The sequence below is a fragment of the Saccharopolyspora dendranthemae genome (genome assembly GCF_007829955.1).
GTDB classification, from domain to species: Bacteria; Actinomycetota; Actinomycetes; order Mycobacteriales; family Pseudonocardiaceae; genus Saccharopolyspora; species Saccharopolyspora dendranthemae.
Genome location: NZ_VIWX01000001.1, coordinates 718,449 through 732,464, shown reverse-complemented (window position 1 = coordinate 732,464; position 14,016 = coordinate 718,449). Strand labels below are relative to the sequence as shown.

Sequence of the window (14,016 nt, the reverse complement as noted above, 5' to 3'; positions counted from 1 at the left end):
CTGAAACGGCGGCTCCCGCCGCAAACTGAAACGGCGGATTGCGCCGCATTCCGGGAGGCCCTCAAGTCTGGTCAGGCGTTGAGCCGCGCCGTCGTCTAGGGGAAAGCTTCAGGGCGCGGCTGGGAAATCTCGATACCGGGGGCGTGGTGGGTGACCGTACGTTCTGGGGGAAGCGTCGGGAGGAGGGGACGTGGCGGATCTGACGTCCGCGCAGCGGGAGTTCCGCGCTGCCATGGCGAACCTGTCGGCCGGGGTCAGCATCGTCACGACGGACGGGCCTCGCGGATGGGCCGGGATCACGGTCAGCGCGGCGTGCTCCGTCACCGACGAACCGCCGACGATGCTGGTGTGCGTGCACCGGGCCAGCCGCGCGCACGACGTGCTGGCCGCCAACGAGAGGGCGTGCGTCAACGTCCTCGGCTCCGGTCAGCAGGACCTCGCGCTGCGGTTCGCCGGCGCGACCGGTCAGCCGATGCACGAGCGCTTCGCCGGCGCGGTCTGCGATTTCGCCGAGGTGCCGGTGCTGCGCGACGCGGCGGCGTCGCTGATCGGGCGCGTGAGCTGGGTTCGGCCGCAAGGCTCGCACTCGGTGATGATCGTCGAGGTCGATCGGGTGATCACGCGCTCCGGCAGCGGCGGTCTGGTGTACTTCCAGCGGGAGTTCCACAGCCTTGCGGGAGCCAGTCGTGGATGACCGGAACATGACCTTGACCTGCTACAACGACACCCACGGATACGGGTGGCGGCACGTGGACCTGTTCGTGCACGACGCCGAGGGCCGCGAGGTCGAGTGGGTGCACTGGCAGGTCGCCGCGGACGGCCCGGAGGCCGCCGACGCCGCCACCGCCGAGGTCGAACCGCTGCTGCGCCGCACCTCGTCGTGGCGGCACGGGGTCAGCGCGTCCGGCATGGACTACTGGGTGGCCGACGCCGAGTGGAGGCAGGCGTGACGCTGTGGAACCCGTGGTCGCTGCGCGAGCTGGTCGCCGACCTGGGGGCCGGGCGCACCACTGCTGCCGAGGCGCTGGAGCGCAGTTGCTCCCGCATCGCCGACACCGAGCCGGTGCTGCGCGCGTGGGTCGAGCACTTCGGTGAGATCAGTCCGGAAGCGGGTCCGCTGGGCGGGGTTCCGCTCGGCGTCAAGGACATCGTCGACGTCGCGGGTGCTGCCACCCGGTGCGGTTCGCAGCTGCGCGCGAACGCGGGGGAAGCGGCCGAGGACGCCGCGATCGTGCGGGCCTGGCGAGCGGCCGGCGCCTCGCCCGTCGGCAAGACCGCGACCACCGAGTTCGCGTTCTTCTCACCGGGGCCGACCCGCAACCCCGCCGCACCCGGGCACACTCCCGGCGGGTCCTCCAGCGGCTCGGCGGCAGCGGTGGCCTCCGGCCAGGTCCCGCTCGCGCTCGGCTCGCAGACCGCGGGTTCGGTCACCCGGCCCGCCTCGTTCTGCGGGGTCGCCTCGCTGGTGCTCAGCCGCGGCCGCCTTCCCACCGACGGCGTCGTGGGCCTGGCGCCGAGCCTCGACTCGCACGGCGTGCTCACCGCGACCGCCGACGACCTCGGCGTGGCGTGGTCGGCGCTCAGCGGAACGCCGGAAGAGGCCCCGAAGCACGAGCCCCGGCTGCTGCGCTGGGATGCCACGCGGCTGGGCCTCGACGACGCGATGAGCGCGGCTGTGGAGGAGTCCTGCGCGAAGCTCGCCGCGCGGGGTGCGCTGATCACCGACTTCCCGGACGGGCAGCTCATCGCCGAGCTCACCGAGGCCCACCCGGTGGTCATGGCCTACGAGGCGGCCCGGGAGCGAGCCGGGGAGCTCGCGGCGGCCGACCGGATCAGCGAGCAGTTCGCCCGTCTGCTGCGCACCGGAGCGGCCACCCCGGACGCCGATTACCAGGAAGCCCGCCGGGTCGTCACCGAGGCGGGCCGTCGGGTCGCGGAGATCACCGCGTCCTGCGACGCCGTTCTCGGACCTGCTGCCCCCGGTGCCGCGCCGCGCGGGATCGAGGCGACCGGCGACCCCGTGCTGAGCCGCGCGTGGCAGGCGCTCGGACTCCCGGTCGTCACCCTGCCGGGCCTGCGCGACGATGCCGGACTGCCCCTGGGAATTCAGCTGATCGGGCGTCGCAACGACGAAACAGCCCTGCTGGCAACGGCTCGTGGAGCGGAGGGCCGTGCCTAGATCGCGACGCCGTGGTGCAGGACGTCCCTGACGAGGGTGCCCAGGCTCTCGGATTCGGTCTTGGCCTTGATGCGGGCGCGGTGCACGTCCACGGTCTTCACGCTCGTTCCGAGCTCGCGGGCGATGAGCTGGCTGGACAGGCCGTCGACCACCAGCCGCAGCACCTCCCGCTCGCGCGGGGTCAGGGAGGCGACCCGGTCACGCACGCGCAGCTGCTCGGCGTGCGTGGTGAAGCACCGCTCGGCCTCGCGCAGCTGGTCCTGGACGACCTCGAGCATGCGCTGCGGCTCGTAGGGCTTCTCCAGGAAGTCCACCGCGCCCCGCCGCATCGCCCGCACCGACATCGGGATGTCGCCGTGGGCGGAGCAGAAGATCACCGGCGCCGGGTACTCCCGTTCGACCAGCGCCTCCTGCAGCTGAAAACCGCTCAGCCCCGGCATCCGCACGTCCACGATCACCACGCCCGGCTCGGCCGGGTCGAACTCCGCGAGGAAACCGGCCGCGTCGGGGTAGGTCAGGGCCTGGATGCCGACGGTCTGCAGCAGGAACACGAGGGACTGCCGGTGGGCCTCGTCGTCGTCGACGATGTGCACCACAGCGGGAAGCGTCGTCGTCACATGTCCCTCCAGGCGAGCCAGGGGAAAGTCCAAGACTAGGCAGCAACGCCCTCGGCCGGTAGGTCCGTCAGCGGTCGTCGGTGGGCCGCAGCAGCACCGACTCCGACGGGTGATCGGAGGCGAAGCGGTCGGGCAGGGGAGCGATGAAGACGTTCTCCGTGCGGGTGCGGGTGATCTTCCAGCCGTCGGGTTGCCTGCGGAAGGCGTTGTTGAGCCTGCTGGAACGCAGGACTCCGCTGCCGTCGGCGAACAGCCACGGCTGCATGTGGATCCACAGCCCGCTGGCCTCGTCGCCGTCCACCTGGATCTGCTCGGAGGTCAGGTAGTGCGCGTTGAGCAGCAGAGCCGGGTGCCGATCTCGGCTCCAGAACCGCTGGAAGTGCGCCCTGATCTCGGAATGCCCCTCGGCACGGCCGAACTGGCCGGCGTAGTGCTCGCCGACGCCCTCCCACACGGCATCGGCCGCGTAGAGCTCGACGATCTTCTCGATGCGCTCGGCGTCGTCGCGCACCGCGAACTCCGGGCACGGCGTGTCGCAGAGGAACATGTAGCGGGCCTGGATGCGGCGGATCTCCGCCTCGGCCTCCAGCACCTCGATCCGCCTGGTCAGCGCGGCGATCGTCGGATCCGTCATGCGACCTCCCGAGTGCGTGCGGGCGCGGTTTCCGGCAACGACAGCAGGCACACCAGGGTCACCAGCAGTCCTGCGGCGATGTACCAGCCGACCGACGCCGAGCTGCCGGTGACGGCGACGAGCCGGTTGGCGATCATCGGCGCGAGCCCGCCTCCGAGCACGCTGCCGAGCTGGAAGGCCAGGCCGACGCCCGACTGACGCTGCTCGACGGAGAACAGCTCCGAGAAGTAGGTCAGCAGCGGGCCCCAGATGAATCCGGTGAGGGTGAACCCGATGATCATCGCCACGCTGACCGCGAGTGGTGTGCCGATGTCGGTGATCTGGAACATCAGCAGCGCGTACACCAGCGCGGCCACCGCGCCGGAGAGCATCACCGGCTTGCGCCCCACCCGGTCCGACAGCCAGCAGGCCAGCACGGTCGTGATCCCGTGGCACAGCAGTCCCGCCATGCTGCCGAGCACGATCGGCTGCCGGGGCAGCGCCAGTCCCTGCGGTGCGGCGGCGGTGGCGTAGGACAGCATGAACGTCGCGAGGATGAACATGTTGGCGTTCAAGCCGAAGTTGACCCCGGCCCCGAGCAGCAGCCGCCGCCAGTCCCGGCGGAACACCGCGAAGAACGGCGTCGAGCGCTTCGCGGGGAGAGCGGCGAACTCCGGTGTCTCGTCGATGCCGCGACGCGCCCACACCCCGAGCGCTAGCACGAAACCGCCGACGAGGAACGGCACCCGCCAGCCCCAGTCGATCACGGCCTGCATCGGCAGCAGCAGCACCAGCACGAACGCCAGGTTCGCCAGCAGCTGACCGATCGGCGACCCCAGCGGCGCGAACGATCCGTACAGGCCGCGGCGGTGCGCAGGCGCGTGCTCGACGGCCAGCACCGCCGCCCCGCCGATCTCCCCGCCGCGCGAGAGCCCGTGGAACACCCGCAGCACGATCAGCAGCAACGGCGCGGTGATGCCGATCGCGAGGTACGAGGGCAGCAAGCCCATCAGCAGTGTGGAGGACCCCATCACCACGAACGTCAGCATCAGCGAGAACCGGCGCCCGTAGCGGTCGCCGATCCACCCGAACAGCAGTGCGCCCAGCGGGGTGAACAGGAATCCCACGGCGAAGGTCGCCAGCCCCAGGAACGCGCTGAACCACTCGTCGCCGCTGGCGAAGAAGATCTGCCCGAACACCAGGGCCGCGGCCGTGCCGTAGATGGCGAAGTCGTAGAACTCCAGCGTGGAACCGACGCCGCTGGCCAGTCCGACACGTCTGAGACTGGTGCGCGTGGCATCGTTCTCACTGATCACAGGCATGGCGAGTCCTGTCGCTCGGGGAGACGGACCCGGTGTCCGCGCGGCCTGGGCCAAAACTAGAGCAGGAACGGCCACCGTGACCCGGCATTGGGCATTTTCCGAAACGGCCCTCCGCGGGAACCTCTTACCGCAGCGCCGCCGCGCGCACGGCCAGGAGCAGCCGCAGCGAGCCGGTTTCCCGGAGCTGCCCGGGCAGGCTCGGTGCTTCCAGCAGGTCCGCGCCGGTGCGGAGTTCGCGGCGCAGGGTCGCCAGGTCGACCTCGAAGAACGACAGATCAGCGCCTCGGATGCTGTTGCTGGACGCCGAGAGGCGGGTGATGCCGAAGAACTCCGGTTTCGCGCCGCGCTCCATCCAGCGGGCGAACCCGGTGAGCTCCGTTCCCGCGACCGACCCGCTGGACAGCCCGGTCGACTCGCGCAGTCGGCGTTCCATCCCCGTGCGCAGCACGTCGTGCAAGGTCTGGCGGGGCGTGCCGTCGGAGGTGGCGAGGTCGCGCGGTTCCAGCGGGCCGCCACCGGACGGATCGCCGTCGCCGACGACCACCAGCAACCCCTCGGTGGTGAACGCAAGGGTCGACACACCCACGACGTCGGCGAGCTCACCCGCGTCGAGGGAACGCAACCGGCCCGCGGAATCCGTCAGGAGCCGGCGGCGCGGATCGAACTCCTCGCCGGTCTCCCGGTCCGCGATCCGCATCCCGCACAGCTCGTTGGAGCACTGGAAGTCGAAGGAGCGCGCCCGGTGGACCCGGACCTCGGCGTCACCGGACCCGGGCAGCGGGTCCGAGCGCAGACCCACGACGGGGCGGTCGAGCAAGGGTCGCGTGGCCGAGTGCAGCTGCGGCAGGTGCGGCGCGGTCGCGCGCAGCTCCGCTGCCGGCCGGTAGGACTCCTCGGCGATCCGCACGCCGAACCGGCGCTCCCGCACGGCGTGGTCGATCTCGTCGCTGAGCAGCGCCGTCCCGCGACCGGCCAGATGGCTGTAGAACGCGGCCGGGTAGGTGGCGGGAACCGCGATCTCGGTGTGCGGGAACGGTGCACCGTCCTGCGAGAACTCGAAGCCCGACCAACGACCGCGCAGGCCGCGCAGATCGCGGGTCAGCACGACCACGCCGAGGACCAGGACGATCAGCGACAGAGCGGCACCGGCCACGACCGGCAGGGCCACGACCGCACCGAGCAGCACACCCAGCGCCACCACCAGCAGCGGCCACTCGCGCACCGCCAGGAACCACGCGTAATGGGACCTGGACCGGGCGCGCCGCACCAGTTTCCGCAACGCCACTCCCGAAGCTCAAGATCAAAACCCGGGCCGGAGCCTAGCCCAGTCGTGTCACGGCCCGATTCCGAATCCGGATTGTCGGGTGTGCGCGGTACCGTCGCGCCCAGAGGGGCATTGGGCCGGTCGGGGGAGTGGAGATGGCAGACGTCGCAGTGCGGGCCGCGTGCTTCATCGCGGAGCACGCCGCCGAGCCGATCACCCTGGCCGACGTCGCCGACCACGTCGGCTACAGCCCGTTCCACCTCGCCCGCTCGTTCGAACGCGCCCACGGGCAACCGCCGGGCAGGTTCCTGGCGGCGCACCGCTTCCAGCGCGCGAAACGGCTGCTGCTGGACAGCGACGAGCGCGTCAGCGACATCTGCTGCGAGGTCGGCTTCAGCTCCGTGGGCACCTTCACCCGCCGCTTCACCGCGGAGATCGGCCTGTCCCCGGTCAGCTTCCGCAGGCTGCCCGACGTGCTCAGCGACGCACCACCGCGCCCGGTCCTGGTGCCCGGCGGCGCCGAGGCGGGAGGCGTGGTCACCGGCGCGGTCCACCTCGGACCCGCGGCCCAGATCGCGCTCGGCGGAGCGGCCGCGATCTACGTCGGCCTGTTCGTCCAACGCGCGCCCAGGGGCATTCCGGTCGTCGGTGCGCTGCTGGACGAGCAGGGGCGCTTCGGGCTCACCGGCATCCCGCCCGGCACCTACTGGTTGCTGGCCACGGCCTTCTCCGCGCGGGCCGACCACGCCCAGCAGCTGGTGCCCGGCTGGAACGTCGTCGGCGGCTCCGCCACGCCGGTGCGCGTCGGCCCGGCCCGGCCGCCCGAGCACCGCGAGATCACCCTGCAGGTGGTGCCGCCCTGGTCGGCTCCGGTGCTGGTCGCGCTGCCGCCGCTGGCCTCGTCGATTGCGCAAGATCGGAGAAGACAACCCCTCGCAGCGGGCCTAGCTTGAAATTAGACACCAGCTGTGACCAGCGCAGGGAGCCACTCATGAGTCGTGTCCGAGTCCTCGTCGGCACCCGCAAGGGAGCCTTCATCCTCACTGCCGACGGCAAGCGCGAGTCCTGGGAGGTGCAAGGCCCGCTCTTCGGCGGCTGGGAGCTGTACCACCTCAAGGCCTCCCCGGTCGATCCGGACCGGCTGGTCGCCTCCCAGTCGATGGGCTGGTTCGGACAGCAGATCCAGCGCTCCGACGACGGCGGGCGCAGCTGGCAGCCGGTCGACAACCACTTCTCCTACGACGGAACCCCCGGCACGCACCTCTGGTACGACGGCACGCAGCGCCCGTGGGAGTTCACCCGCGTCTGGCACCTGGAACCGTCGGCCATCGACCCCGACACGATCTACGCCGGGGTCGAGGACGCCGCGTTCTTCCGCAGCACTGACGCCGGCCGCAGCTGGCACGAGCTCCCCGCGCTGCGCGAGCACGAGTCCGCACCGAACTGGCAGCCGGGAGCGGGCGGCATGTGCCTGCACACGATCATCCAGGCGCCCCACAACCCGGACCGCTTCTACATCGCGATCTCGGCTGCCGGCGCGTTCCGCACCGACGACGGCGGCAAGTCGTGGCGCCCCATCAACAAGGGCCTCAACTCCGGCCAGATCCCCGACCCGGACGCCGACGTCGGCCACTGCGTGCACCGCCTCGCCCTGCACCGAGACCGGCCGGACGTGCTGTTCATGCAGAAGCACTGGGACGTGATGCGCAGCGATGACGCGGGCGAGTCCTGGTACGAGATCAGCGGTGACCTGCCGACCGACTTCGGCTTCCCGATCGACGTGCACGCGCACGAGCCCGACACGGTTTACGTGGTGCCGATCCACAGCGACGAGCAGCACTACCCGCCGGAAGGCAAGCTGCGCGTCTACCGCAGCCGCGTGGGCGGCAACGAGTGGGAGCCGCTGACCAAGGGCCTGCCGCAGGAGAACTGCTACGTCAACGTGCTGCGCGACGCCATGTGCGTCGACGACCTGGAGGACTGCGGGATCTACTTCGGCACCACCAGCGGCGACGTCTACGTCTCGCCCGACTCCGGCGACACCTGGCGGCCCATCGTCAACAACCTGCCCTCGGTGCTGTCGGTCGAGGTGCAGACGCTGCCCTGACAGCCCGTCCCCGCCGAGCCCGCAGAGGAGACGCCATGATCCGCATCCTGCTCCCCGCGCACCTGCGCACCCTGGCCAAGATCCCCGAGCACGAGGTGGTCGTGGACGTCGACGGCCCTCCGACCCAGCGCCTCGTGCTCGACGCGCTCGAAGCCCGCTACCCGGCGCTGCGCGGCACGGTCCGCGATCACGACACCCAGAAGCGCCGCGCGTTCATCAGGTTCTTCGCCTGCGAGCAGGACCTGTCCAACGAACCCCTCGACGATCCGCTGCCGGAGGAGGTCGTGGCGGGCAAGGAGCCGTACATGATCATCGGGGCGATGGCGGGCGGCTGATCTTCGTTAGGGTGGTGGCCAGTTCTCGGACGCGGAGGTTCGCATGCTGGTCCACCACCTCGACTGCGGCCCGATGCGGCCGTTCGGCGGCCGCCTGATCGACGGCCGGGGCCATCCGCTGCGCCGCGCGCGGATGGTCTGCCACTGCCTGCTGATCGAGACCGAGGCCGGATTGGTGCTGGTCGACACCGGTTTCGGCAGCGAGGACTCGGATCCCGCGCTGACGTCGCTGCCCCGGGAGTTCCGGATGCTGATGAACCCGCAGCTGGATCCCGCCACCACCGCGGTCGCGCAGCTGAAGCGGCTCGGGTTCGACCCCGACGACGTGCGGCACGTCGTGCTGACCCACCTGGACCTGGACCACGCCGGAGGACTGCGGGACTTCCCGCAGGCGAAGGTGCACGTCCACGGGCCGGAACTGCGCGCGGCGACGGGCAGTTCGGAGATGCGCTACCGGCAGCGCCAGTGGGCGCACGGCCCCGACTGGGCCGTCCACGACAACCCGTCCGGACAGGACTGGTTCGGTTTCGAAGCGGTGCGCGCGCTCGACGGACTCCCCGAGGAGATCCTGCTCGTCCCGCTGCGCGGTCACACGACCGGCCACGTCGGCGTCGCGGTGGACGTGGGCGCGAAGTGGTTGCTGCACGCGGGCGACGCCTGCTTCTCATCCGGAGAGCTGGCGCAGCCGCCGCACTGCCCGCCGGCGCTGCGCGCGTTCCAGCGGATCATGGCGGTGGACGACCGGGCGCGACTGGCCAACCAGGCGCGGCTGCGCGAGCTCGCCACGAATTCGGACGAGATCGACATCTTCGCGGCGCACGATCCGGTGGCGTTCGACGGCCACGTCGGCGTCGGATGAGCACCGTCGAGCGCTGCTGAAAACCGTTTGACCGGAGGGAACCGCACACGCAGACTTGTGCAGGTTCTGGATCGATGCTGGGGGTGTCGTGGCGGTCGAAACGCGCGCCGATTCCGGTGTGCTGCGCGCTCGCAACGCCGTTGCGGTCGTGTTCGCGGCCAACGGTTTCGCGATGGCGAGCTGGATGTCGCGGATTCCCGAGGCGCGTGACGCCTTGTCGGTGACGCCGGGGGAGCTGGGCAGGCTGCTGCTGGCGATCTCCATCGGGTCGATCCTCGCGCTGCCCCTGGCAGGCGCACTGGTGCACCGCTTCGGAGCTCGCGCGGTCATCACCGGCGCCGCTGCGCTGGACGCCTTCGGCGTGGCGCTGGCGGGCACCGGCGCCGGCGTGTGGGGCGACGCCTGGGTCACCGCAGCGGGCCTGTTCGCGTTCGGTCTCGGCACCGGCGTGTGGGACGTGGCGATGAACATCGACGGCGCCGCCGTGGAACGCCGGATCGGCCGCACGATCATGCCGCGCTTCCACGCGGGCTTCAGCCTTGGCACGGTCATCGGCGCAGGGGTCGGTGCGGCCTGCGCCGGGCTGGGCGTGCCGGTCGTGGTGCACCTGATCGGCGCTGCGGTCCTGGTCGCGGTGATCCCGGCCTTCGCGGCGCCGTTCCTGCTGCCCGCGCACGAGGACGAGGGGCAGCACGAGTCGTCGCCCGGTGGCGGGCTCCTCCGCGCGTGGGCCGAACCCCGAACCCTGCTGATCGGCTTGATGGTTCTCGCGCTCGGGCTCACCGAGGGCACCGCCAACGACTGGCTGGCCGTGGCCCTGGTCGACGGTCACGACATCCCGCCGTGGCTCGGCGCGGTCGGTTTCGCGGTGTTCCTCAGCGCCATGACCACCGGGCGCGTGGTCGGGACGGTGCTGCTCGACCGCTTCGGCCGCACCAAGGTCCTCTGGGCCACCATGGCCACCGCGGCCGTCGGCGTCCTGCTGGTGGTCTACGGAACGTGGCTCCCGCTGGTCTTCTTCGGTGCCGTGGTCTGGGGAATCGGTGCTTCCCTGGGCTTTCCGGTCGGGATGAGCGCGGCGGCCGACGATCCGACTCGCGCGGCCGCCCGGGTCAGCGTCGTGTCCACCGTCGGTTACACCGCGTTCCTCGCGGGCCCGCCGCTGCTGGGCTATCTCGCCGACCACGTCGGTACCCTGCACGCCCTGCTGCTCGTCGCGGTCCTGCTGGTCCCCTCGGCGCTGGCCGTACCCGCAGCGGCGCCTCCCCGAAACGATCCGGCCTGACGGCGTTCGGTCGCCTCGCTGATCTTCCCGTCCCGCCGTCCTCGACACGAGCCGGTGTTTCGGGTCCGGGGTTCGCGGGGTAGCCACTGGGCTCCCGATGATGAGCGAGGGAGCGTCACATGTCTGCGATGGACAAGGCCCGCCACAAGATGGAGGAGACCGTCGGCAAGGCCAAGGAGAAGCTCGGCAGTGCCACCGGCGACCGCAGAACCCAGGCCGAAGGCAAGACCGAGCAGACGAAGGGCAACCTCAAGCAGGCGGGCGAGAACGCGAAGGACGCGATCCGTCCGAACGAGTGACTTCGGTCGAAGTCGCTGCTGCTCAACCGGATTCCCCGGCGGGACCACTCCCGCCGGGGAGTGCCGGTACTTCTCCAGGAGGAGGTTCCAGATGCCGGACGAGGACTTCCCGCTGCCGGATTACGACCACTTGTCGACGGGTTCGATCCAGCACATGATCCGTTCGCTCGGCCAACCCGAGCTGACCCGCGTGCTGGACTACGAGCAGACGCACAACAACCGCCCGCAGGTCGTCGAGGCGATGAACCAGCGGCTCGACGAACTCCGCCACGGCGCCGAACCGGCACCGGGTGAGCACCGGGCCGAGCCCGCCGAGGCGCGCGACACCCCGAAGGGGTCGCCGGTGAGCCCGTCCGGCTCGCCGGAGCCGATGCACCCGCCCAGGCACGGCAACCACGACCGCCCCGGCAAACCCACGGGGGAAGTGGCCGGCTGACGCGTTCCCCCGCGCCTCCTGGCGGGGAAAGCGCCGCGCAATGCGCGCCTGGGAGCATCCGGAGCGTGCTCCTGGGACCTCGGGGGGTGGGACGTGACGCTGCGCTTGGTGTTCAACCGGGACGATCTGGCCCGGGTCCGGCTCGTCGAGTCACCGGACCCGATGTGGGAGCTGGTGCTGAGCTCGCACCTGGCGAGGGAACAGCGCGTGCCGCCGCACTACCTGCCGTGGCGCAGGAGGGCCGGGCAGCGGGCCGGCTCGAGCGAGCAGGCCCGGGACTGGTTGCGGATGCTGTTCACGCTGGTGCCGCCCCAGGGCGGGTTCCCGGACTTCCTCACCCCGGCACCGACGACGACCCACCACGAAGAGGGCTGCGAGCGGATCGCGTGCACCGCGCGCTCGCGCCTGCAGTCCGACCTCGGTGCCGTGTTCGCCGACCGCGACGTCCCCACCTGGGTGCGCTCGCTGGCCGACGGCGACCGGGACTCGCTGCACTCGCTGGTGCGCGCGGTCCGCGGCGCGCACGACGCGCTGGTCGCGCCGCAGTGGCACCAGATCCGGCGGACGGTCGCCGCCGACCGCGCGAGCAGGCTCGACGCGCTCGCCCGCGGCGGTGTCCACGAACTGCTGGCTGGCACGCCGACCGTCACCGGCTGGGACGGCACGGTGCTCCAGACCGCGTACCCGTCCACGCGCACGGTGGACCTCGCCGGGCGCGGGCTGACGTTGGTGCCCAGCTACTTCTGCGTCGGAACCCCGGTCACGTGGATCGACCCGGAGCTCCCGCCCGTGCTCATCTACCCGGCCTCTCCCGTGCCCGAGCCGGGGGAGCGGCGCTTCGCGTCGCCCCGGCTGGTCGCGCTGCTCGGCCGCACCCGGGCTGAATGCCTCGTCGCCCTCAGCACGGCCCGGACGACCAGCGATCTCGCGGCCAGCCTCGACACCTCGGTCGGCACGGCCAGCAAGCAGGCCGCGGTCCTGCGCGAGTCGGGGTTGATCAGCAGCGATCGCCGGGGAGGTGCGGTCCTGCACAGCCTCACCGACCTCGGAGCCGCCTTCCTCACCGCCGACCAGACCGGAGTCCGTCCGTGATGGCCCTCCGCGATCCTCGAGGTCAGTCGCCCGTCTTGAGCTTCTTCATGATCATGTGCGAATCGACCCGGGCCACCGCGCGCAAGGACATGAGCTTGGTGGTCAGGAACGTCTCGAAGGTCGCGGAGTCCTCCACCGCGACGCGGACCAGGTAGTCGGGGCGCCCGAAGAGGCGGTGGACCTCGATGACCTCGTCGTAGGCGGTGATGGCGCCTTCGAGCTCCTCGACGGTCTCCCGGTCGTTGATGCTGATCTCGACCGAGACCATGACCTCGAACCCGCGTCCGGCGGCGGCCGGATCGATCCGCGCCCGGTAGCCGGCGATGATCCCCTCGGATTCGAGCCGCTTGACGCGCCGCAGGCACGGTGCGGGCGTGAGCCCGACCCGCTGTGCCAGCTCGACATTGGTCAACCTGCCGTCCTGGCGCAGGTGAGACAAAATTGCTCGATCGAGGTCGTCCATCGACATCATGTTGCTCTCAAGGTCGAAAGTGAAGAACGCTGAGCAACCATATTACTCCGTTCGCCACCTAAAATTGCAGGTATGCCTGCCGTTCTGGTCGACACGACCGCTGCGCCCGCGCGCGGCGACTTCCGCGGTGCTCTGAAGGATTCGAGCACCGTGGGGCTGGCGATGATCCCGCTGGGCATCGCGTTCGGATTGCTCGTGGTGCACGCCGGGCTCGATTGGTGGTGGGCGCCGTCCTTCGCCGCCCTGATCTACGCCGGATCGCTGGAGTTCCTGCTGATCGGGCTCGTCGTGGCCGTCGCGCCGCTGGCGCAGGTCGCGGTGACGGCCTTCCTGGTCAACTTCCGGCACGTGTTCTACGCGCTGTCCTTCCCGCTGCACCGGGTGCGGAGCCGAATCGGCAAGGCCTACAGCACTTTCGCGCTCACCGACGAGGCCTACGCGCTGGCCACCGCGCCCGCCGCGCAGGAGTGGAGCGGCAAGCGGATCGTGTGGCTGCAGGTGTTGCTGCAGTGCTACTGGGTGACGGGTGCGGCGCTCGGTGCGTTGTTCGGCGCACTGATCCCGTTCCGGCTCGATGGCCTGGACTTCGCGCTCACCGCGCTGTTCGTGGTGCTGGCCATCGACGCGTACCGCGTGCGGCGGAGCGTTCCTGTCCCGGCGTTGGCGATGGTCTGCGCGTTGGTCAGCGCGGTGCTGTTCCCGGACCAGATGCTGCCGGTCGCCCTCGGCCTGTTCACCGCCGCTCTGCTGCTGAGCCGAATCGCGTTGCGGAAGAAGGACTCCGATGCCTGATCCGATCCACATCGCCTGCGCCGCGGCGGTGTCCGCGGCCATCACCTGGGCGCTGCGGGCGATGCCGTTCGCCGCGCTCGCCCCGCTGCGCGACAGCGCGACCGTGCACTTCCTGGGCGATCGGATGCCGGTCGGCGTCATGGTGATCCTCGCCGTCTACACCTTGCACGACACGCAGGCCGCTGCGTACGCGCCGACCGCGCTCGCTCTGGCGCTGACGGTCGGGCTGCACCTGTGGCGGCGCAACCCCGTGCTGAGCATCCTCGGCGGCACCGCTGCCCACGTCCTGCTCACCAGTCTCGCGCTCTTCTAGGCGCTGGTCGAGGACGTGCCGGAACCCATCG

18 protein-coding genes are annotated in these 14,016 nt (G+C 71.0%); 13 read left to right on the top strand and 5 right to left on the bottom strand.

What is annotated here, in order from left to right; genetic code table 11:
* Window positions 1–190 precede the first annotated feature (190 nt).
* From FHU35_RS03260 to FHU35_RS03250, 3 genes are read left to right on the top strand one after another with little or no spacing between them, the layout of a single operon-like run.
* On the top strand, window positions 191–694 hold the full coding sequence (locus tag FHU35_RS03260) for a flavin reductase (protein ID WP_145736560.1): 504 nt from the start codon (window positions 191–193) through the stop codon (window positions 692–694).
* Complete coding sequence (locus FHU35_RS03255) at window positions 687–950, top strand: hypothetical protein (RefSeq protein ID WP_246110046.1); 264 nt, start codon at window positions 687–689, stop codon at window positions 948–950. The genes FHU35_RS03260 and FHU35_RS03255 overlap by 8 nt, the downstream gene beginning before the upstream one ends.
* Window positions 947–2,179, top strand: a complete 1,233-nt coding sequence (locus tag FHU35_RS03250) for an amidase (protein ID WP_145736558.1) — start codon at window positions 947–949, stop codon at window positions 2,177–2,179. Before FHU35_RS03255 ends, FHU35_RS03250 begins: the two co-directional genes overlap by 4 nt.
* Here FHU35_RS03250 and FHU35_RS03245 read toward each other — a convergent pair.
* The 4 genes from FHU35_RS03245 to FHU35_RS03230 form a co-directional block, all read right to left on the bottom strand.
* Entirely contained in the window at window positions 2,176–2,796 is a 621-nt protein-coding gene (locus FHU35_RS03245; RefSeq protein ID WP_145736555.1) for a response regulator transcription factor, read from the bottom strand. The two genes, FHU35_RS03250 and FHU35_RS03245, sit on opposite strands and share 4 nt — an antisense overlap.
* Before the next feature lie 67 nt (window positions 2,797–2,863).
* Complete coding sequence (locus FHU35_RS03240) at window positions 2,864–3,430, bottom strand: nuclear transport factor 2 family protein (protein WP_145736553.1); 567 nt, start codon at window positions 3,428–3,430, stop codon at window positions 2,864–2,866.
* Complete coding sequence (locus FHU35_RS03235) at window positions 3,427–4,731, bottom strand: MFS transporter (protein WP_145736550.1); 1,305 nt, start codon at window positions 4,729–4,731, stop codon at window positions 3,427–3,429. The genes FHU35_RS03240 and FHU35_RS03235 overlap by 4 nt, the downstream gene beginning before the upstream one ends.
* A gap of 124 nt (window positions 4,732–4,855) precedes the next feature.
* Entirely contained in the window at window positions 4,856–6,016 is a 1,161-nt protein-coding gene (locus FHU35_RS03230; protein ID WP_342788487.1) for a hypothetical protein, read from the bottom strand.
* Between the two features lie 134 nt (window positions 6,017–6,150).
* Here FHU35_RS03230 and FHU35_RS03225 point away from each other — a divergent pair, with 134 nt between their 5' ends.
* From FHU35_RS03225 to FHU35_RS03190, 8 genes are all read left to right on the top strand, one after another.
* Window positions 6,151–6,948, top strand: coding sequence for a helix-turn-helix domain-containing protein (locus tag FHU35_RS03225; RefSeq protein ID WP_145736547.1), 798 nt, complete (start codon window positions 6,151–6,153; stop codon window positions 6,946–6,948).
* Window positions 6,949–6,986: 38 nt separating this feature from the next.
* Window positions 6,987–8,102 carry a WD40/YVTN/BNR-like repeat-containing protein gene (locus tag FHU35_RS03220; protein WP_145736545.1) on the top strand — a complete coding sequence of 372 codons (1,116 nt, stop codon included), beginning with the start codon at window positions 6,987–6,989 and terminating at the stop codon, window positions 8,100–8,102.
* A 35-nt stretch (window positions 8,103–8,137) separates the two neighbouring features.
* Window positions 8,138–8,437, top strand: a complete 300-nt coding sequence (locus FHU35_RS03215; protein WP_145736543.1) for a MoaD/ThiS family protein — start codon at window positions 8,138–8,140, stop codon at window positions 8,435–8,437.
* Between the two features lie 43 nt (window positions 8,438–8,480).
* The gene (locus tag FHU35_RS03210; RefSeq protein WP_145736541.1) at window positions 8,481–9,296 is read left to right on the top strand and encodes an MBL fold metallo-hydrolase; all 816 of its coding nucleotides are present in this window, start codon (window positions 8,481–8,483) and stop codon (window positions 9,294–9,296) included.
* An 88-nt stretch (window positions 9,297–9,384) separates the two neighbouring features.
* Window positions 9,385–10,581, top strand: a complete 1,197-nt coding sequence (locus FHU35_RS03205; RefSeq protein ID WP_145736538.1) for an MFS transporter — start codon at window positions 9,385–9,387, stop codon at window positions 10,579–10,581.
* A 119-nt stretch (window positions 10,582–10,700) separates the two neighbouring features.
* Window positions 10,701–10,880: a CsbD family protein gene (locus FHU35_RS03200; RefSeq protein WP_145736536.1), complete on the top strand. Its 180-nt coding sequence runs from the start codon at window positions 10,701–10,703 to the stop codon at window positions 10,878–10,880.
* Between the two features lie 91 nt (window positions 10,881–10,971).
* On the top strand, window positions 10,972–11,316 hold the full coding sequence (locus tag FHU35_RS03195; protein WP_145736533.1) for a DUF8129 domain-containing protein: 345 nt from the start codon (window positions 10,972–10,974) through the stop codon (window positions 11,314–11,316).
* 93 nt (window positions 11,317–11,409) lie between these two features.
* The gene (locus FHU35_RS03190) at window positions 11,410–12,408 is read left to right on the top strand and encodes an ArsR/SmtB family transcription factor (RefSeq protein WP_145736531.1); all 999 of its coding nucleotides are present in this window, start codon (window positions 11,410–11,412) and stop codon (window positions 12,406–12,408) included.
* Window positions 12,409–12,430: 22 nt separating this feature from the next.
* Here FHU35_RS03190 and FHU35_RS03185 read toward each other — a convergent pair whose 3' ends face one another.
* Window positions 12,431–12,871, bottom strand: a complete 441-nt coding sequence (locus FHU35_RS03185; RefSeq protein ID WP_145736529.1) for an Lrp/AsnC family transcriptional regulator — start codon at window positions 12,869–12,871, stop codon at window positions 12,431–12,433.
* Between the two features lie 81 nt (window positions 12,872–12,952).
* Between FHU35_RS03185 and FHU35_RS03180 the strand changes: the two genes are divergently transcribed.
* Window positions 12,953–13,672, top strand: a complete 720-nt coding sequence (locus FHU35_RS03180) for an AzlC family ABC transporter permease (RefSeq protein WP_145736527.1) — start codon at window positions 12,953–12,955, stop codon at window positions 13,670–13,672.
* Window positions 13,665–13,985, top strand: coding sequence for a branched-chain amino acid transporter permease (locus FHU35_RS03175; protein WP_145736523.1), 321 nt, complete (start codon window positions 13,665–13,667; stop codon window positions 13,983–13,985). Before FHU35_RS03180 ends, FHU35_RS03175 begins: the two co-directional genes overlap by 8 nt.
* Window positions 13,986–14,016 lie beyond the last annotated feature (31 nt).